General features: G+C 68.5%; 21 protein-coding genes. 10 read left to right on the top strand and 11 right to left on the bottom strand.

Annotated features, from left to right (window positions below):
* Positions 1-143 precede the first annotated feature (143 nt).
* The 3 genes from ABT313_RS15935 to ABT313_RS15945 all read left to right on the top strand — a co-directional run bounded on the left by ABT313_RS15935 (position 144) and on the right by ABT313_RS15945 (position 3,270).
* Positions 144-2,657, top strand: coding sequence for a Tex family protein (locus ABT313_RS15935; RefSeq protein WP_350853314.1), 2,514 nt, complete (start codon positions 144-146; stop codon positions 2,655-2,657).
* A 58-nt stretch (positions 2,658-2,715) separates the two neighbouring features.
* Complete coding sequence (locus tag ABT313_RS15940) at positions 2,716-2,892, top strand: dihydrofolate reductase family protein (protein ID WP_350853317.1); 177 nt, start codon at positions 2,716-2,718, stop codon at positions 2,890-2,892.
* Between the two features lie 75 nt (positions 2,893-2,967).
* Positions 2,968-3,270, top strand: a complete 303-nt coding sequence (locus ABT313_RS15945; RefSeq protein WP_350855119.1) for a dihydrofolate reductase family protein — start codon at positions 2,968-2,970, stop codon at positions 3,268-3,270.
* Here the strand turns inward: ABT313_RS15945 and ABT313_RS15950 are convergent.
* Together ABT313_RS15950 and ABT313_RS15955 are read right to left on the bottom strand one after the other, a co-directional pair.
* Positions 3,252-3,452 carry a heavy-metal-associated domain-containing protein gene (locus tag ABT313_RS15950; protein ID WP_350853320.1) on the bottom strand — a complete coding sequence of 67 codons (201 nt, stop codon included), beginning with the start codon at positions 3,450-3,452 and terminating at the stop codon, positions 3,252-3,254. The genes ABT313_RS15945 and ABT313_RS15950 overlap by 19 nt on opposite strands.
* A complete protein-coding gene (locus ABT313_RS15955) occupies positions 3,449-3,829 on the bottom strand; it encodes a nuclear transport factor 2 family protein (protein WP_350853323.1) in 381 nt (126 codons plus the stop codon). The genes ABT313_RS15950 and ABT313_RS15955 overlap by 4 nt, the downstream gene beginning before the upstream one ends.
* 37 nt (positions 3,830-3,866) lie before the next feature.
* Here ABT313_RS15955 and ABT313_RS15960 point away from each other — a divergent pair, with 37 nt between their 5' ends.
* A complete protein-coding gene (locus ABT313_RS15960; protein WP_350853326.1) occupies positions 3,867-4,436 on the top strand; it encodes a TetR/AcrR family transcriptional regulator in 570 nt (189 codons plus the stop codon).
* A 106-nt stretch (positions 4,437-4,542) separates the two neighbouring features.
* Here ABT313_RS15960 and ABT313_RS15965 read toward each other — a convergent pair whose 3' ends face one another.
* Both ABT313_RS15965 and ABT313_RS15970 read right to left on the bottom strand, forming a co-directional pair.
* The gene (locus tag ABT313_RS15965; protein ID WP_350853329.1) at positions 4,543-5,319 is read right to left on the bottom strand and encodes a GNAT family N-acetyltransferase; all 777 of its coding nucleotides are present in this window, start codon (positions 5,317-5,319) and stop codon (positions 4,543-4,545) included.
* Between the two features lie 24 nt (positions 5,320-5,343).
* Complete coding sequence (locus tag ABT313_RS15970; RefSeq protein ID WP_350853332.1) at positions 5,344-5,856, bottom strand: helix-turn-helix domain-containing protein; 513 nt, start codon at positions 5,854-5,856, stop codon at positions 5,344-5,346.
* A gap of 62 nt (positions 5,857-5,918) precedes the next feature.
* On the opposite strand from ABT313_RS15970, the gene ABT313_RS15975 reads away from it, so the two are divergent.
* From ABT313_RS15975 to ABT313_RS15985, 3 genes are all read left to right on the top strand, one after another.
* A complete protein-coding gene (locus ABT313_RS15975; RefSeq protein ID WP_350853335.1) occupies positions 5,919-7,106 on the top strand; it encodes an MFS transporter in 1,188 nt (395 codons plus the stop codon).
* 299 nt (positions 7,107-7,405) lie between these two features.
* Positions 7,406-7,591, top strand: coding sequence for a hypothetical protein (locus ABT313_RS15980; protein ID WP_134106088.1), 186 nt, complete (start codon positions 7,406-7,408; stop codon positions 7,589-7,591).
* Positions 7,588-7,917, top strand: a complete 330-nt coding sequence (locus tag ABT313_RS15985; protein ID WP_350853339.1) for a hypothetical protein — start codon at positions 7,588-7,590, stop codon at positions 7,915-7,917. Before ABT313_RS15980 ends, ABT313_RS15985 begins: the two co-directional genes overlap by 4 nt.
* A gap of 148 nt (positions 7,918-8,065) precedes the next feature.
* Here ABT313_RS15985 and ABT313_RS15990 read toward each other — a convergent pair whose 3' ends face one another.
* Positions 8,066-8,782: a hypothetical protein gene (locus tag ABT313_RS15990; RefSeq protein ID WP_350853342.1), complete on the bottom strand. Its 717-nt coding sequence runs from the start codon at positions 8,780-8,782 to the stop codon at positions 8,066-8,068.
* Between the two features lie 462 nt (positions 8,783-9,244).
* Positions 9,245-10,045, bottom strand: a complete 801-nt coding sequence (locus tag ABT313_RS15995) for a methyltransferase domain-containing protein (RefSeq protein ID WP_350853345.1) — start codon at positions 10,043-10,045, stop codon at positions 9,245-9,247.
* 89 nt (positions 10,046-10,134) lie between these two features.
* On the opposite strand from ABT313_RS15995, the gene ABT313_RS16000 reads away from it, so the two are divergent.
* Positions 10,135-10,995, top strand: a complete 861-nt coding sequence (locus tag ABT313_RS16000) for an aminoglycoside phosphotransferase family protein (RefSeq protein WP_350853348.1) — start codon at positions 10,135-10,137, stop codon at positions 10,993-10,995.
* Here ABT313_RS16000 and ABT313_RS16005 read toward each other — a convergent pair.
* The 3 genes from ABT313_RS16005 to ABT313_RS16015 all read right to left on the bottom strand — a co-directional run bounded on the left by ABT313_RS16005 (position 10,987) and on the right by ABT313_RS16015 (position 13,636).
* Positions 10,987-11,730, bottom strand: a complete 744-nt coding sequence (locus ABT313_RS16005; RefSeq protein ID WP_350853351.1) for a phytanoyl-CoA dioxygenase family protein — start codon at positions 11,728-11,730, stop codon at positions 10,987-10,989. The genes ABT313_RS16000 and ABT313_RS16005 overlap by 9 nt on opposite strands.
* A 40-nt stretch (positions 11,731-11,770) precedes the next feature.
* On the bottom strand, positions 11,771-13,186 hold the full coding sequence (locus tag ABT313_RS16010; RefSeq protein WP_350853354.1) for an alpha/beta hydrolase: 1,416 nt from the start codon (positions 13,184-13,186) through the stop codon (positions 11,771-11,773).
* Positions 13,187-13,273: 87 nt separating this feature from the next.
* Entirely contained in the window at positions 13,274-13,636 is a 363-nt protein-coding gene (locus tag ABT313_RS16015) for a nuclear transport factor 2 family protein (RefSeq protein WP_350853357.1), read from the bottom strand.
* Positions 13,637-13,749: 113 nt separating this feature from the next.
* On the opposite strand from ABT313_RS16015, the gene ABT313_RS16020 reads away from it, so the two are divergent.
* Both ABT313_RS16020 and ABT313_RS16025 read left to right on the top strand, forming a co-directional pair.
* Positions 13,750-14,544, top strand: coding sequence for a helix-turn-helix domain-containing protein (locus ABT313_RS16020; RefSeq protein WP_350853360.1), 795 nt, complete (start codon positions 13,750-13,752; stop codon positions 14,542-14,544).
* On the top strand, positions 14,541-15,044 hold the full coding sequence (locus ABT313_RS16025) for a DinB family protein (protein WP_350853363.1): 504 nt from the start codon (positions 14,541-14,543) through the stop codon (positions 15,042-15,044). Before ABT313_RS16020 ends, ABT313_RS16025 begins: the two co-directional genes overlap by 4 nt.
* Positions 15,045-15,083: 39 nt before the next feature.
* Here the strand turns inward: ABT313_RS16025 and ABT313_RS16030 are convergent, their stop codons facing one another.
* Together ABT313_RS16030 and ABT313_RS16035 are read right to left on the bottom strand one after the other, a co-directional pair.
* Positions 15,084-16,121, bottom strand: a complete 1,038-nt coding sequence (locus tag ABT313_RS16030) for a hypothetical protein (RefSeq protein ID WP_350853366.1) — start codon at positions 16,119-16,121, stop codon at positions 15,084-15,086.
* Positions 16,121-16,636, bottom strand: coding sequence for a SigE family RNA polymerase sigma factor (locus tag ABT313_RS16035; RefSeq protein WP_130445821.1), 516 nt, complete (start codon positions 16,634-16,636; stop codon positions 16,121-16,123). Before ABT313_RS16035 ends, ABT313_RS16030 begins: the two co-directional genes overlap by 1 nt.
* Between the last annotated feature and the right edge of the window lie 115 nt (positions 16,637-16,751).

Below are 16,751 nucleotides of genomic sequence, written 5' to 3' on the forward strand. Positions count from 1 at the left end.
GTTCCTCCCCGGAGCGATGATCGCACGAGGTTGTCCACAGGGTGAGGGATCTGGTTTCGGGGTGGGGGGTGGGATGGGGAAGGATATGGAGCCTCGTCGGGGCAGAATGTTCGGCGGGTTTGTCGGTAGAGGGGAATCGGACAGTGGTGGTGCAGTCGATCGAGCGGCGGATCGCGGATGAGCTCGAGGTGGGTGAGAACCAGGTGCGGGCGGCGGTCGGGCTGCTCGACGAGGGGTCTACCGTGCCGTTCATCGCGCGGTACCGCAAAGAGGTCACCGGAGAGCTCGACGACGCGCAGTTGCGCACGCTCGAGGAGCGGCTGCGGTATCTGCGGGAGCTCGAGGAGCGCCGGCAGACCGTGCTCGAGTCGATCGAGAGCCAGGGCAAGCTCGACGACGCGCTGAAGGAGCAGATCCTCGCCGCGGACACCAAGTCCCGGCTCGAGGACATCTACCTGCCGTTCAAGCCCAAGCGCCGGACCAAGGCGATGATCGCCCGGGAGAACGGTCTCGAGCCGCTCGCCGACGGGCTGATGTCCGACCCGGACGTCGAGCCGTTCGCCGCGGCCGCGGTGTTCGTGAACGCCGAGGTACCCGACCCGCAGGCCGCCCTCGACGGCGCCCGCGCGATCCTGGTCGAGCGGTTCGCCGAGGACGCCGATTTGATCGGTGAGCTCCGTGAGCGCCTGTGGGAGCAGGGCCGGTTGGCCTCCGCCGTGCGGGAGGGCAAGGAGACCGACGGCGCCAAGTTCTCGGACTACTTCGACTTCGACGAGCCGTTCACGAAGATGCCGTCGCACCGGATCCTCGCGCTGTTCCGCGGCGAGAAGGAGGACGTGCTGACGGTCTCGGTCGAGCCGCTGCCCGCGGGCGTCGAGGTCGACGGACCGACGGAGTACGAGACGACCATCGCCCGCAAGGTCGGCGTCGACAACCAGGGCCGCCCGGCCGACAAGTGGCTGGTCGAGACGGTCCGCTGGGCCTGGCGGACGAAGATCCTCGTGCACCTCGGCATCGATCTGCGGATGCGGTTGCGGCAGGTCGCCGAGGACGAGGCGATCCGGGTGTTCGCGGCCAACCTGCGCGACCTGCTGCTGGCCGCCCCGGCCGGCACCCGCGCGACGATGGGCCTCGACCCGGGCTTCCGCACCGGCGTGAAGGTCGCGGTCGTCGACGCCACCGGCAAGGTCGTCAACACCGGCGTCATCTACCCGCACGTCCCGCAGAACCAGTGGGACAAGTCGATCGCCACGCTGGCCGCGCTCGCCGCCGCGCACAACGTCGAACTCATTGCCATCGGCAACGGTACGGCGTCGCGCGAGACGGACAAGCTGGCCGGCGAACTGATCGCCAAGCACCCCGAGCTCAAGCTCACCAAGGCCGTGGTCAGCGAGGCGGGCGCCTCGGTGTACTCCGCGTCGGCGTTCGCGTCCCAGGAATTGCCCGGCATGGACGTGTCGCTGCGCGGCGCGGTCTCGATCGCGCGCCGCCTGCAGGACCCGCTGGCCGAGTTGGTGAAGATCGACCCGAAGTCGATCGGCGTCGGCCAGTACCAGCACGACCTCCCGGAGAACTCGCTGTCCCGCTCGCTCGACGCGGTCGTCGAGGACTGTGTGAACGCGGTCGGCGTCGACCTCAACACCGCCTCCGCGCCGCTGCTCACCCGGGTCTCCGGCATCACGCCGGGGCTGGCCGACAACATCGTCCAGCACCGCGACGTCAACGGCCCGTTCAAGTCGCGTACGGCGCTGCGCGAGGTCGCGCGCCTCGGACCGAAGGCGTTCGAGCAGGCTGCCGGGTTCCTCCGGATCCCCGACGGCGACGACCCGCTCGACACCTCGAGCGTGCACCCGGAGGCATACCCGGTCGTACGCCGGATCCTCGACGCGACCGGGTCGGATGTGAAGTCGCTGATCGGGTCGTCGGAGCTGAAGCGGCTGAAGGCGGCCGACTTCGTCGACGACATGTTCGGTCTGCCGACCGTCACGGACATCCTGGCCGAGCTGGAGAAGCCGGGGCGGGACCCGCGGCCGGCGTTCAAGACCGCGGTGTTCGCCGAGGGTGTGGACAAGATCGCCGACCTGAAGCCGGGGATGCGGCTGGAGGGTCAGGTCACCAACGTGGCCGCGTTCGGCGCGTTCATCGACATCGGCGTGCACCAGGACGGGTTGGCCCACGTGTCCGCGCTGTCGAAGAACTTCGTCAAGGACCCGCGCGAGGTGGTCAAGCCCGGCGACATCGTCAAGGTGAAGGTGCTCGAGGTCGACATCCCGCGCCAGCGAATCTCCCTCACGCTGCGCCTGGACGACGAGCCGGGAGCCGGCGGCGGACGCCCCGGCGACCGAGGCTCCCGCCAAGGCCAAGCAGGAGGCCAGGGCGGTCAGGGCGGTCGCGGGCAAAGCCGCGGTCAGAGCGGCGGCCAAGGCGGTCAAGGCGGCCGTGGTGGTTCCGGCCAAGGCGGTCGCGGCCAGGGCGGACCAGGGCGTGGCGGCTCGGGCGAGCAAGGTCGCGGTGGTCAAGGTGGCCAGGGCGGTCGCGGTGGGAACCGCGGGCCGGGCCAGGGCGGTCAGGGGCGTGGCGGTAAGCAGTCCGAGACCCCGATGGACGAGACCTCGCTCGCCGAGGCGTTCCGGAACGCAGGTTTCACGGTCCGCTGATGTCGAAGGGTGACGACCGGTTCCGACGTACCAGATGAATCCCACCAGGAGGAGTCTGATGCGCGACCTGATCGTCACCCAGAACATCACCGTCGACGGCGTGATCGAGGCGGGTGACTGGTTCGGGCCGGCCGACGGCGGCCCGGAGGTGCTCGAGACGCTGCGCAAGCAGATGGAGCGAGCCGACGCGTTTCTCACCGGCCGCGTGACGTTCGAGCAGATGCGCGGCTACTAGCCCGCCCAGACGGACGACCCGACCGGCGTCTCGGCGTACCTCAACCAGGTCCAGAAGTACGTCGTCAGCTCGAGCCTGCAGGATCCCGACTGGCAGCCGACCACGATCCTGCGCGGTCTCGACGACGTACGCCGCCTGAAGGCCACCGCCGGCAGCGACATCGTCTGCACCGGCAGCATCGACCTCACCCATCAGCTGGTCGCCGCCGACCTTGTCGACGAGTACCGCCTGTTCGTCTACCCGACGGTGGTGGCCGCCGGCCGCCGCCTGTTCCCCAACGGCTCACCACAAACGCTGACCCTCAGCAACTGCACCCGGTTCGAAAGCGGCGTCGCGCTCCTGACATACCGCAGTACGGCTCAGGGCGCGAACTCGTAGCCGGCGGCTTCGACCGCGGCGCGGATCGCGTCGGATTCGACAACGCGATCTGCAGACAGGGCAACCATCCCGGTCACCAGATCGACCGTGACCGCGTCGACGCCGGGCAATGCCTCGAGTTCCTCGGTGACGAAGCCGACGCAGTGCGCGCAGGTCATCCCGAGCACGCGGAACGTCGTCATGACGCGCTCACGTCGCGCGTGGCCTGCGTGGTACGACGGATTCGTCCGTCAGGTGCCACCTCGCCGAAGAGGTAGACCTCGGTCGAGATGGTCCGCCCGCGCCGCAGTTCGGCGTGGATCGTGAACCGCGCGGCCACCCGGTCCTCGGTGCGGATCGCCTCGTGGACGTCGTACGAGCAGGAGACCAGGTTCTTCCGGAGCGGGCGGAGATGGTCGATCAGGCGTTGCCGGTCGAGCGTGATCCCGTCGGCGATCTGTTCGATGTCGGGCGTGTAGTACCGGTCCACGACCGCTGCGGCATCGCCGCCCGCGACCACCTCGCGGGTGAACGAGCCGAAGAAGTCCGCGACGAACTCCCGTGCGCTTAAATCTGACATACCGTCAAAGATAAGCCTCTCCGGTAACCTTTACAAGGTGTCAGAGAACAAGCCCGTACGACGCCGCCGCGCCGACGCGGACCGGAGCCGGACCGCGATCCTCGCCGCCGCTGTCACCGTGCTCGACGAGCGGATCGACGCGGGCCTCGAGCGCGTTGCCGAAGCGGCCGGCGTCACGCGGCAGACGGTGTACGCACACTTCCCGTCCCGCGACGTACTCCTCAGTGCCGTCGTCGACGAGCTCACCCGCGAAATGCTGACGGCGATCGACGCGCTCGACCTCGACCAAGGCCCGGCGCTGGACAAGTTGCTGCAGTTGATCGACCTGAGCTGGCAGGGTTTCGAACAACACCCCCTGCTCCTCCACCTACCCCAAACGCCCGGCCCGGACGACCGGCACGACCCGGTGATCGAGCGACTCGGCCGGCTGATTCGCCGCGGTCAGCGGGCCGGGGAAATCACCCGGGAATTCTCCGCCGACTGGCTGGTCATGGCGCTGATCGCCCTCGGCCACACGGCCGGCGAGTCGGTGTCCACCGGCCGCCTCCCGGCCAAGAAGGCGACCACGGCCCTCCACGCCAGCATCAGTCGGCTACTCCAGCCCTGACCGAACGCTAACGACAGGAGGTAGTCGACCCCGGAGCCCGGGCGCAGGCTCAACTCAGCCGCCGGTAGAGCTGGAAACAGCACTACCTCCTGTCGTTAGGCAGGAGTCAGCGGAGGTCGGCCAGGTGCTCGCCGGGATCACCCAAGTGGACGGCTGTGGCTTGGGGTTTGTAGCCGAGGCGGCGGTAGATGCGGTCGGCTCCGTCGTCGCCGGGTGTCAGCCACGCCAGGGTCGCGCGGCCGAGGTCGAATGCGATCTGGGTCGCGTAGGCGGTGGCGATGGCGCCCAAGCCACGGCGGCGGTGGCTGTGGATCGTGCCCACGCCGGCGACCTCCGAGACCTCGTCGGCGACAGCCGTCCAGGCTGCAGTAGCCGCTGGTACGTCGTCCACGTAAACGACGACCGCTCCGCCGTCCGCGGCATCGGGCTTGTACGGGAAGTCGGCGCCATCCATCTCGTACGCCTCGGCGCCGACCGCGTTCGCGACGGACTGCTCCTCCGGCGACGACACCACCTGCACCGTCGTACCAGCCGGCAGTGGCGGGACGACCAGCTCACGAGGCTCGACGACAAGCAGCGGGAGGTGCGACACGATCGTCATCCCCTGGGCCTCGAGCGCCTCTGCCAGGCCGGAATTCGCCTCCTCGACGAACTCCGCGTGTACCCAGCGCCCTTCGGCGGCGAACGCCTGGCGGATCGTTTCGATCGCCCATGGGATCTCGTCCGGGTCGAACGGCTGCCCGGGCTCGGCGGCGAGTACGCCGGACAGGTACCAGGCGTCGTTGTCGTGCAACATGCCGGCCAGCGGCCCGGCGATCACCTGCCGCTTCAAGCGCGCCGAACCGGTCAACTGAGCCGCGGCGATCCGCGCACCGATGTCCATGCCCCGGACCCTACGGTGCGCCGATCACAGCCCGCGACCTGATTGCGCGAGCTGGAGCAGGTCGAGGAATCGGCTCAGGTCGGCCGCGCTCGGCGGGCGACCGAGCACGACCGCGAGCGAGTCGAGCGCCGCAACCAGATCACGGCGAACCGCCGCCCGAGACCTGCCCCGACCAACCCCACCAACCCCACCGCCTCCAGCCGACCCCGCAGATCCCGCCGCTCCAGCCGACCCACCGGCTCGAGCAGCTCCAGCGCCGCCGGCGAGCAACGCGACAACCGACTCAGCCCGCTCGGACCCGGCCAGCAACTCGGACCCAACCGACACCGGAGCAGCCGGCTCCGAGTCCCCGATCCGCACCTCGAGCTGCGCCCCGAGCGCCGTCGCCAGCCGATCCAGCGCGGCGACTGTCGGGTTACCCCGTCCGTTCTCCAGGTTCGCGATGTACGGGACGGACAGACCGGCGTCGACGGCCACCGACGCGATGGTTCGCCCGGCCGCCTTGCGACGGTCGCGCAGTACGTCACCCAACTCCATGGGAGATATCTTCACAGAAAACTCTTGCTCATGTCTATTCCCAGAGGATAGATTCCGGCGACGTGAGAGATTTCCGGAGGCTCTGGTTCAGCGGCGCGGTGTCGGGCATCGGGTCCTGGCTGCTGATCGTGGCGATCCCGTTCTACGTGTTCGCGTTGACCGGGTCGGCAGTCGCGACCGGACTGGCCTTGGCCCTCGAAGCCCTTCCGGCGTTGCTGATCGGCCCCTGGGCCGGCGTACTGCTCGATCGCTGGGACCTGGCGCGGGCGATGTGGATCGCGGATCTCGCCAGCGCCGCCGCGGTCGGGTTGATCCTGTTCGCCGACCGGGACCACGTCTGGCTGATCTACCTCGCGATCCTGCTCGAGAACACCGCGACCACGGTCTTCCGGCCCGCCGTACGCGCCCTGCTCCCGGCCGTCGTCGGCACTGGCAGCGAACTCGCGAAAGCCAACGCCATCAACGCCGTCACCGGCAGCGCAACAAGGCTGGCGGCACCACCGCTCGGCGCGCTCCTGCTGGCGGGACCCGGGATCAAGTTCGTACTGATCGTCGACATCATCAGCTACTTGTTGTCAGCGGCAACAATCGCGACGGTGCGCACGCGTCGGCACCCGGCCACCGGCGTACCGCCGCGACCGCTCGAAGGACTCCGCGCCGTCATCAACCATCGAGCGCTCCGCGGCATCCTCCTCGGCCAGACCGTCTTCCTCACCGCGAACGCCGGCCTGACTGCGCTGCTGGTGCCGTTCACCGTCGACCGCCTGCACTCCGCCGGGTACGTCGTCGGCTACCTGATCTCCGGCCTCGGCGCCGGATACCTCATCGGCGCCGCCCTCAGCACGAGGGCCGCCCGACTCCTCGGCACCCGCGAACTACTCACCCTGACCCAATTCGCCACGGCCCTGGCGTACTTCGCACTGTTCAATGCGCCGAACGCCCCACTGGCCGTCGCCGCAGCAGTTCTGATCGGCCTGCCCGGCAGCATTCTGCTCATCACCGTCGAGACCACCATTCAACGGACAGCGCCGACCGCCGTCCTGGCGAGCATCGGCGCACTCTTCTTCGCCGCCGACTCGCTCGCCCTGCTGATCGGCGCCCTCGCCGCCCCTGCGATGACGCTGATCCTCCAGCTACCCGTCGCCCTGAACCTCATCGCGGCACTGGCCGTCTGCGCCGCGGTCCTCACGCTGATCGTCGTACCGCGCCATCCCGCAAGCTTCACCCGGCCGGGCACATTCAATGCGTGAGCGAATCAGTGCAAAGGGTTAGCAGGACGTCATAGATTTTAGTTCTGATTGAATGCCCGGGGCGTCTCCGAATCGTTATCGGCACATTGCTGCAAACATTCTTGACATGATTTCCTGACCCCGGGGTACCGGCCGGAGAGGCCGTTGACCTGCAGGTTCGTAGGGTTTCCCTACTCTGCGTTAGGCCTCTGTAAAGGTCCCTTCCAAACTGTTCCGAAGGGCCCCGCCGATGTTGTGTTCTTTACTCAGCGCCGAACAAAGCCGTTCGGGGCACACCACACACTGCTGAAGGAACCGCGATGACCGAGACGCTGGAGACCCCCGCAACGCACCGTCGGGTGCGGGTCTGGTTCGGCGCTCACCCGATCGCGGACCACACCACGAACGTGGAGCAGGCGGGGCAGTACGAGGAAGCCATGCGTCGGCGGTTCGCCTCCCTCCGGGTGACGAGCGAGCCGGTGCTGGTGGACACGGCAGAACGATGACCACCCGGCCGACGCTGCTCGGGTACGTACGGGCCGACGCGCTGAGCTGCGCGGAGGAGCTGGCCGCGGCAACCGATTCACTCGCCGCATTCGCCAGCGCGGAGGGATTCACCCTCGGCACCGTCTACACCGAGCGCGATGCGGCCGAGTCAGCTGCGTTCCACGCCCTGCTCGACGAAGTGAAGCGGTCCGATGTCCGGGCGGTCGTCGTACCGACCATGAACCACCTCGGCGTGGACAACGGCGCTCCGGCGGCGCTGCGCCAGCACCTCGAGTTCCACCAGGCGCAGGTCTGGACGGTCGACTCGATAGTGACAACTCCATAGACAAGCGGAGCTGACGTCTTGACCCCTGCATCGGCGTCGGTTCCGCTCTCCACCTCCACAGCTGCACCGGGGATGCCCGGGCGGTAGTGGACCAACAAGGCCCCACCGGCTGCTACCGGTGGGGCCTTGCCCATGTGTTCGACGCTGTTCAGGCGACGATCGTGTACCCGTACCGCTTCATCTCCGCGGCGACCGAGCTGTTGAAGATCCCGGTGACCTCGAGCTTGAAGTGCAGTTGCACCTTCCGGATCACCCGCTGGAAGTGCAGGTGCCACGGCACGCCCGCCGCCGGCACCGTCTCGGCCTTGGTGATCGCGCCGACGCGCGGGTGCGCCGCCCAGGCGATCACCCGGGCCCGGTCCGCGCCCCACACGCCGGTCATCGCATCGTGCGTCCGCGCGTACGCCATCGCGGCCAGCGAGATCGTCGAGTCCGGCACCGGCTGCTTCGGCGGGTGTGCCTTCAGGTACAGCTCCCAGGTCATCCCGTAGTACCCGGGCGGCCCGTCGTCCTTGCCCCGGTTGGCCAGCCCGTTGAGCTTGCGGTGGTACTCCGTCACCTGGACCGCCGCGCCCCGGGACAGGTCCTTGTCGCCGACCGCGATCCCGTGCACGTGGTACGGCCAGTTGCCCTGCGCCGGCGTCCGCAGCCAGGCCGCGAACCCGACCGCGCGCATCGCCTTCAGCACCGCGACCCGCTGCGCGGCGCTCTTCGTCCGTACGTCGATGTCGACCGCCCCGCCGCCGTCGTGGGTGCCGGCCGACGCCTCCACGCCGCCCTTGTTGTACGAACCCTGCAGGATGGCGAACTTGGACTTGTACAGCTGTTCGGCGGCCTCGACCATCGCCACCGTTCGCTTGTTCATCGTGACGCCACGCCAGGAAATCCTTGCCTCAGGCATCTTTATCCCCGGTCGCCGGGCCGAGGATCAGCTCCGCGTCCTCGGCGGCGCCGAGCGCCTCCAGCTGGTCCAGCTCGTCGTCGGTCAACTCGTCGTCGAACACTTCCGGCATTGCCCCGTTCCTTCCCCCTGATCGATCGCGCGCCGACCCCCGGCGGGCGAAATCGCAACCCAGCGTAGGTGGGTTCCAGGTCAGGTAACTAGGTGTAAAGGTTTGAGGAACGTGAAGTTTTCCGTCCGGTTCGCGTGCCGGGGTGTGTGCGAAGCCACCGTTTGGGGTACCTGTAGGTGGTCCCGCGGTTCGGTCAGTGCCATTCGGGCATGGGTGGTGTTCACCGAGCCGCGAGTTCTCCCACTGAGGGGCGGGAGAACGACCGGCCCGGCGGGTGTGTCTCTCCCAGGATGCACCCGCCGGGGTACGGGGTCTCACAGTGCGGAAGCGACGAACAGATACCTGTTCAGGCTGAAGAAGTAGCTCGGCCCCAGACTCCGCAGATCGTCCGCCCAGGCGCGCGCGTCCTGTTCCGTTACGCCCGCGTGCCCCGGCACGAACCCCGAAACGATGTCGATCAGCCCGGCACTGTACGTCCGCGCGTCGTACGCCGTGTTCAGGATCGGCACCACCTGCTCGTGGGTGAGTGTGAAACCGGACTTGGCCAGTACGTCGGCCAGCGTCCGGGGCAGATGTGGATCGGCGAGATGGTCCTCGAACGCGGTCAGCACCCGGGCCATTCGCTCGTCGTCACTCGACCGCCACACCACCGATCCCCAGTCGGTGTCGAGCAGTACGACGCGACCGGCCGGCCGCAGCACCCGCCGTACCTCCTCGAGCGCGCCGGCCACGTCGTCGACGTACTCGAAGACCTGGGTCGACACGACCACGTCGAAACTCTCGGCCGGATGCGGGATCCGGTTGACCGTAGCCAGCTCCAGCTCGATCCGTGGCCCGCCGGGGACGTCCGTCCTGGTTCCCGCGATCGCCAGCATGCTCTCGCTGATGTCGATCCCGCAGATCCGGCCGTCCGGCCCGACCTCGCCGGCCATCTCTTCCGCGAGCAACCCGGGTCCGACACCGACGTCCAGCACCCGGTCTCCCGGCCGCAACGCCAAGGCCGCGCGGACGACCCGCCGCTGCTCGACCACGTCCGGCGTCGTGTACACAGACTCGATCTGCCGGGAAACTCCGGGGTCGAACTGCAACCCGTCAATCTCAACCTCTCCGCCCATGTCCCACATCATGGTCCGCGATTCCGTTCCCGGGGAGGCCTTCTGGAAATCGAGGGGCGTGCCCTCGAATGCCCCGCTACCGTTTCAGGGTGATCGAGCTGCCCCGGACGTTCCTCGAAATGCCGCGCTGGTGGACCGAAGGGCAGGCCTGGCTGGAGTCGCTGCCCCGCCTTGTCGACGAGCAGTGCCGGCGCTGGAACCTCGCGATCGCAGGCCCGATCGCTCACGGGTCGAACGCGATCGTCGTGCCGGTCGTCCGGGACTGCGTGGAGCTCGCGCTGCGGATGTCGTTGCCCGGGGACGAGGACGTGACGCAGCAGGTCCGGGCGCTGAACTGGTGGGACGGCCGCGGCATGGTCCAGTTGTGGGACGACGATGCCGACGCCGGGGCGATGCTGCTCGAGCGGCTGTCGACCCCGTTGACGTCACGGCCGATCGACGAAGTGATGGCCGTACTCGGGCAGCTGATGCGAAGGATCGCCGTACCCGGACCGGACGACGCGCTGTCGACCGGGGACATCGTGACGACGCGATCGGCCGAGCTGGAGCCGCAGTGGGAGCGGCTCGGCCGTCCGTTCGACGCCGCGATCCTGCGCGAGGCGCTCGACATCGCGCCGACCGAGACCACGTCGACCGCGGCAGTCAACGGCGACTTCCACTCCGGCCAGGTCCTCGCCGGACACCGGGAAGCCTGGCTGATGGTCGACCCGGTGCTGTACCGCGGCGACATCGAGTTCGACCTCGGCCGCGTTCTCTGGTGGGACCTCGACCGGATGACCGACATCGTCCCGTACTTCGATATCGCGGTCCGCGAGGCCGGCCTGGACCGGGACCGCGCCCGCGACTGGGTGATCTGGCGGACCGTCGACTACTGGCTGTGGGGACTTCAGGCCGGCCTGACCGAGGACCCGGTCCGGTGCGCCAGGCTGATCAGCGCGCTGTCACGATGACGCAGCTTTGTAGATGAAGCGGCTGCGCATCATCCGGGGTGTGTCGGCCGCGTTGGCCGCGATCGAGTGCAGGATCCACGGATGCGTCAGGTACACGTCCCCGGCCTGACCGGTGAGCTCGATGACCCGCACCGGCAGACCGTCGAGATCGGCCGCCGCCATCGGGTCGACCGTGCGCTCCTCGGACGTCAGGTTGCGGAACCACGGATCCGAGCGCAGTACCTGGTCGCGCACAGCCTTGAACTCGCGCTCTTCGGTCGTGGTCAGGAAGCGTTCGATGACCTTGTGCGAACCGGCGACCTGCGGAGTCCCGCCGCCACCGGGCTCGAGGTCGCCGAGCAGCGCCCAGATCTTGATGGACTGAGGCGTGTCGTCGAAGCCCACGTCGGTGTGCCACTGGCGATGCGGGACGACCCACGGCACGCCCTCCGGCATCGTGACGAGAACCTGGCCCTGGTGCCTCGGCTCGATCCACTCGCCCAGCAGCCCGTCGAGCGCCGATCGCACCCGCGGCCCGAGGATCGCGTGCGCCGCGCGCGACGACTTCGTACTCTTCAAACCGGTCGGCCGCGACGGGGTCCAGGTCGACCGGTCGTCACGATCCATCCCGTGCCGCTCGGACAACTCGTCCCACAAGGTGTCCCGCATCCGTGCGGCATCGTCGGCGGAGAACGCGGACGGGAGCTTCACGATCCCGTCGCGCTCGAAAACGTTCAGCTCTTCGGCAGTGAGCATCCGCCCATGCTGCTCCGACGGCCGCCGGCCTTCCACTCATTTAACAGTTCTCGGTCGGCAGCTTCCCGTCCAGCAGATAGTCGGTGATCCGGTCCCGCGCACAGGCGGAGTTCAGGTACGCCGTATGCCCGTAAACATCTGCGGTCAGGAGTCGGCTGTTGTCGATCTGCCGGGCCAGACTGCGTGCGCCCACGACTGGCGTCGATGGGTCGTGCAGCGTGGAGGTGATCAGGATCGGCGCCGTCCCGCGCACCGGCGTTGCCTGCCACGGGCTGCTCGGCGGGATCGGCCAGCCGGCACACGCGGCCGTGATCGCCCATCCCTCGACCGCTGCGCCGACCCGTGGCGCGACCGCCTTAGCCAGCGCGAGCCGAGCGCGTGCATCGGCGTACCCACGCAGCTCTCCGGGCAGGTCCATGCACGACACGGCGGCGTATGCGGTCTCGGGATCGCCGAGGTAGCTGAGATTCGCGAAGTCCGTGCCGTCGCCCTTCGCGGCCTTGGCCAGCGCGGTCGCCAGGTCCGCCCAGTTGTCCGAGACCATTGATGTCAAGGGCAACAAACTTGGCAGCGCCAGCCGGATCGTGTCGCCGGTCACCGGCCCGTTCGGTCCGGTCAGCGGGGTCTTGTCGGCCTTGCGCACGACCGCGTCGTACACCTTGCCGACGTTCTGGCCGTGCAACGCGCACGACGTCTCCTTGTCGCACCAGGCAGAGAACCGGTTGAAGCCGTCCTCCATCGCCTTCGCTTCCTCGAGCGTCAGGCGGGTGGCACCCAGTTTGTGGTCGAGGATCCCGTCGAGGACCATCCGGCCCACGCGCTTCGGGAACTGCTGTGCGTAGATCGTGCCCAGGTACGACCCGTAGGAGATGCCGAGGTAGTTGAACTTCGCCTCGCCGAGCGCCGCACGGATCGCGTCCATATCGTGCGCGACCGTGCGTGTATCGAGATTGCGCATCAGGTCGCCGTGTTGCTTCAGGCATTGCTCGCCGGTCGCGCGGCTCGACGCCACCATCGCGTCGTACTGCGCCTTGGTCTTCGGGAACACCGGCACGCCGGGACGCAGCACCGGGCCGCAGTCGAGTTGGCTGCTGCTCCCTGTACCGCGCGGGTCGAAGCTGACCAGGTCGTACCTGTCGCGGAACTGCGGCATGAACGCGTCGGCCAGGCCGGCCGCGAAGATCGAGCCGCCCGCGCCGCCCGGCCCGCCCGGGTTGAAGAAGAGCGCGCCGAGCTTGTGTGCCTGGTCCTTCGCCGGGACCTTGGCGACGAAGATCTTCGTCGTCGGGCCGTGCGGTTTCGACCAGTCCAGAGGCACGGTCAGCGACGCACACTGCTCGACCGCGCCCGGCTTGCACGGCTGCCAATCCGGGCCGGTCGCGGCGGTCGCCGCACTCACCGGAACGGCGGCCGCCAGCACGGCCCCTGCTAGTCCCCCAGCCAACGATCTCCACATGCCCGCCAACCTATGCGGCGAGCGAGGCGCCCCGCATCAGCCGATCGGTTGTCGCAAGTCAGCCCGACGGCCGATGTGCCCGAAGGTTCAGTGCTCCGGGGCGAAATCGTGGAAACCGATCAGCTTCTGGATCTTGCCGTCGGCGTCGCGGACGACGATGTCGGTGCCGCCGGCAACCGGCTCCTGCCCCTCGGCCTTGAGGTGCCAGGTCCAGCGCAGGTACGTGTGGTGCTCGTCGATGTCCCCGGTGCGGACGAAGGACAGGCCCGGGAACATCTGCTGCGCGGCGCCGACCAGCTTGTTCAGCTCGTCGTGACCGGTGGTCTCGAAGCTCGGGTCCTGGAAGGTCGCGTCGTCGGTCCAGGTTCCGGCGATGATCTCGGCCCGGCGATCCGCGTCGGCGGCGTTCCACATCGCGAAGTACTGGTCGGCGAGAGCGCTTACGTTCATGGTGTTTCCTCCTCGGAAGGTTTCGATGACCAGAACCTTGCCGCCGTACCCGGGCAACGGTCGATGACGTCAGAGGTAATGGCGTTGTCTACGCGGACCGCTACGGTCGGGGTATGGCAGCAACGATCGAGGAGACGTTCCAGCGCCCGGTGGGCGAGCTTCTGCGCGGGTGGCGGGAGCGGCGCCGGCTCAGTCAGCTCGAGCTGGCGAACCGGGTCGAGGTGTCCACCCGGCACGTGAGTTTCGTGGAGACCGGGCGGTCGAAACCGAGCCGGGACATGGTGCTGCGGCTCGCCGAGCACCTCGACGTACCGCTGCGGGACCGCAACCAACTGCTGCTCGCGGGCGGGTTCGCACCGATCTACAGCGAGGCGTCGCTGCACTCGCCGGCGATGCTCGCGGTCCGTACGACGCTGCGCCGCCTGCTCAAGGCCCACGAGCCGTTCCCGGCGCTGGTCGTCGACCGCTGGTGGAACATCGTCGAGGCCAACGCCGGGATCCGGATCTTCACCGCCGGCGTCGACGAGAAGTTGCTCCAGGCACCGATCAACGCACTCCGGCTGACGTTGCACCCGGATGGCCTGGCGAGGCGGATCGGCAACATCGCAGAGGTCCGCGCCAGCGCGCTCGCCAGCCTGCAACGCCAGGCCGCCAGCACCGCAGATCCCGAACTCCAGGACCTGTACGACGAACTCCGCGCGTACGCCGCGGACGACAAGCCGGCACCACCCGGACCGGCCGAAGTCGTCGTACCGTTCAAGCTCATGCACGACGGGCGGGAGCTGTCGTTGCTGACGATGATCGCGACCTTCGGCACACCGCTCGACGTCACGGTGTCCGAGCTGATGATCGAGTCGTTCTATCCCGCCGACGACGCAACAGCGGAGTACTTGCGGAGCCTTTCGTGAAGCCGGCCAGGGAGGTCGCCGACACGATCGAGCTGCATCTGCAGTACCTCGACCGCTATCGCGAGATCATCTCGAAGAAGCTGACCGGGTTGAGCGACGCCGAGCTGCGCGGTAGTCGGCTGCCGTCGGGATGGTCGCCGCTGGAGCTGTTGAAGCACCTGGTCTTCATGGAGCGACGGTGGCTGCGCTGGGGCTTCACCGCTGAGCAGGTCGAGCATCCGTGGGGTGACTCCGGAGATGATCCCGACGGTCGCTGGGCGGTGACGGCGGACGACTCGTTGGAGAGCCTGCTGGCTCAGTTGCACGCGGGTGGTGAGTTCACGCGGCAGGTCGTCGGTGGCGCGGACCCCGCGACGGTTGCGTCGGCCGGCGGGCGGTTCGGGCCCGACGATCGGCCGACGCTGAACTGGATCCTGTTCCATGTCCTGCAGGAGTACGCACGGCACGCGGGCCACTTGGACGTGGCCCGCGAGCTCGTGGATGGGGCCACCGGCGAGTAGGTCTTGCAGGGAGGGCCTACTCGCCGGTGGCCGGGAGCCCTACCGGCCTGAGGAGGGTAGGCCGGTAGGGAACGCCGTCGGGACGGTCGGCGTCGGGAAGCTCGGCTTGGACGTCGAGGTCGGCAGCGTCGGCTTCGTGGTCGGGATCGAAGGCAGCGTCGGCTTGCTGTGCGGCTTGACCGGAACCGTCACCTTCACGCCGGCCGAGACCGTCACGCTCGGCAGGTCGGGCGCGGTGGGTTTGGCGGTCGGTACGGACGGCTTGCCGGGCAGGTTCGGCTTGCTCGGCAGGCTGGGCTTGCCGGTCGGCACGCCCTGCACGCAGTCCGGTACGGCCGGGACCGCAGGCTTGGCGGGCAGCGACGGCTTCGCGGTCGGGAGCGACGGCTTGGCCGGGAGAGACGGCTTGCTCGGCAGCGTCGGCTTGGCGGGCGGAAGCGACGGGAGGGTCGGCTTCGTCGTCGGCAGGCTCGGCTTGCCGGACGGCAGGGTCGGCAGCGTGGGCTTGGTGGTCGGCACCTGCGGGCGGCCCGGCAGCGTCGGCTTCGTCGTCGGCCAGGTCGGCTTGGTGGTGGGGATGCCCGGCCGCGTCGGCAGCGTCGGCTTGCCGGTCGGCAAGGTCGGCTTACCAGGCAACGAGGGCCGGGTGGTGGGCAGGCTCGGCAAGGTCGCCTTGCCGGTCGGCAGCGACGGCTTGGCCGGCAGGGTGGGCTTGGCCGGCAGCGTCACCTTCGGCGGGTTGTTCGGGTCGATCGTCTTGTTCACGACCACCTTGGGCAGCTTCGGCTTGGCCGGCAGGCAGGTCGGGTCGATCGACGGCGCCGACGGCGTACCGGCCGGAATCACCGCCGGTACCGGAGGCTTTCCCCCGACCAACAGGTTCTTGACCGGCAGGGTCGGTCCGCCGACCGCGGCGGACACCGTCGCAACGGTTCCGGCCAGGGCGGTGACGCCTGCTGCGGCCAGTCCCCGGCGCAGCCAGGTCAGCCGCTTGCCGCGCCGCATCAGGTCACCGGCGTCCGGCTGCCAGGGGTCGATCTCATAGGTCAGCGCATCACGAATCTGCTCGTCACTCATCAGTTTCCTCCAACTCCGCTGTCGATCAGGTCGGGTGCCAGACGCAACTTGGCCAGCGCCCGGGAAGCCGTGCTCTTCACGGTCCCGGCCGCCATACCGAGCAGCTCGGCGGTCTCGGCCTCGGAGAGATCCTGCGAGTAGCGCAGCGCGACCACGGCTCTCTCCCGGACGGTCAGACCGTTGAGAGCCGAGAGCACGGCCTCCCTGGTCTGGACCGCCCCGGCGAAGTCCGCCACCGCTCGCTGGTCCCAATCGTTTGCTACCGGATCACTGGGTACTTCGTTGTTCCAGCGCCGGCGGGCCTGGGAGAGGAATCGGTTGACCAGCACCCGCCGGACGAACCGCAACGGGTCGCCCTCCAGCCGGTGCCATTTCGGATACGACCGCATCAACGCCTGCTGCACGAGGTCCTCGGCAGTGTGCCGATCGCCGCACAACATCTCCGCGAAGCGGAGCAAAGGGGTCGACTGCGCCACGACGAATCGCTCGAAGTCGGCGTCCGCGGTCCGGGTCATCGATTCTCCTCAGCCTCTGTCACACCGGTCCAAACCCACTGAGTCACCGATCGGGTTCTGTTCGGTTAGGAGAAATTTATTGACGGTCTATACAGGGGAGGCGTTTGTTTGTCAC

Origin of the sequence: Kribbella sp. NPDC000426 (genome assembly GCF_040300265.1) — a bacterium.
GTDB lineage: Bacteria > Actinomycetota > Actinomycetes > Propionibacteriales > Kribbellaceae > Kribbella.

Excerpts from the sequence above, each read along its gene's own strand:
- ABT313_RS15940 (WP_350853317.1), top strand. The coding sequence starts at position 2,716 with ATGCGCGACCTGATCGTCACCCAGAACATCACCGTCGACGGCGTGATC.
- ABT313_RS15950 (WP_350853320.1), bottom strand. The coding sequence starts at position 3,452 with ATGACGACGTTCCGCGTGCTCGGGATGACCTGCGCGCACTGCGTCGGC.
- ABT313_RS15955 (WP_350853323.1), bottom strand. The coding sequence starts at position 3,829 with ATGTCAGATTTAAGCGCACGGGAGTTCGTCGCGGACTTCTTCGGCTCG.
- ABT313_RS15965 (WP_350853329.1), bottom strand. The coding sequence starts at position 5,319 with ATGGACATCGGTGCGCGGATCGCCGCGGCTCAGTTGACCGGTTCGGCG.
- ABT313_RS15970 (WP_350853332.1), bottom strand. The coding sequence starts at position 5,856 with ATGGAGTTGGGTGACGTACTGCGCGACCGTCGCAAGGCGGCCGGGCGA.
- ABT313_RS15980 (WP_134106088.1), top strand. The coding sequence starts at position 7,406 with ATGACCGAGACGCTGGAGACCCCCGCAACGCACCGTCGGGTGCGGGTC.
- ABT313_RS15985 (WP_350853339.1), top strand. The coding sequence starts at position 7,588 with ATGACCACCCGGCCGACGCTGCTCGGGTACGTACGGGCCGACGCGCTG.
- ABT313_RS15990 (WP_350853342.1), bottom strand. The coding sequence starts at position 8,782 with ATGAACAAGCGAACGGTGGCGATGGTCGAGGCCGCCGAACAGCTGTAC.
- ABT313_RS15995 (WP_350853345.1), bottom strand. The coding sequence starts at position 10,045 with ATGGGCGGAGAGGTTGAGATTGACGGGTTGCAGTTCGACCCCGGAGTT.
- ABT313_RS16005 (WP_350853351.1), bottom strand. The coding sequence starts at position 11,730 with ATGCTCACTGCCGAAGAGCTGAACGTTTTCGAGCGCGACGGGATCGTG.
- ABT313_RS16010 (WP_350853354.1), bottom strand. The coding sequence starts at position 13,186 with ATGTGGAGATCGTTGGCTGGGGGACTAGCAGGGGCCGTGCTGGCGGCC.
- ABT313_RS16015 (WP_350853357.1), bottom strand. The coding sequence starts at position 13,636 with ATGAACGTAAGCGCTCTCGCCGACCAGTACTTCGCGATGTGGAACGCC.
- ABT313_RS16020 (WP_350853360.1), top strand. The coding sequence starts at position 13,750 with ATGGCAGCAACGATCGAGGAGACGTTCCAGCGCCCGGTGGGCGAGCTT.
- ABT313_RS16030 (WP_350853366.1), bottom strand. The coding sequence starts at position 16,121 with ATGAGTGACGAGCAGATTCGTGATGCGCTGACCTATGAGATCGACCCC.
- ABT313_RS16035 (WP_130445821.1), bottom strand. The coding sequence starts at position 16,636 with ATGACCCGGACCGCGGACGCCGACTTCGAGCGATTCGTCGTGGCGCAG.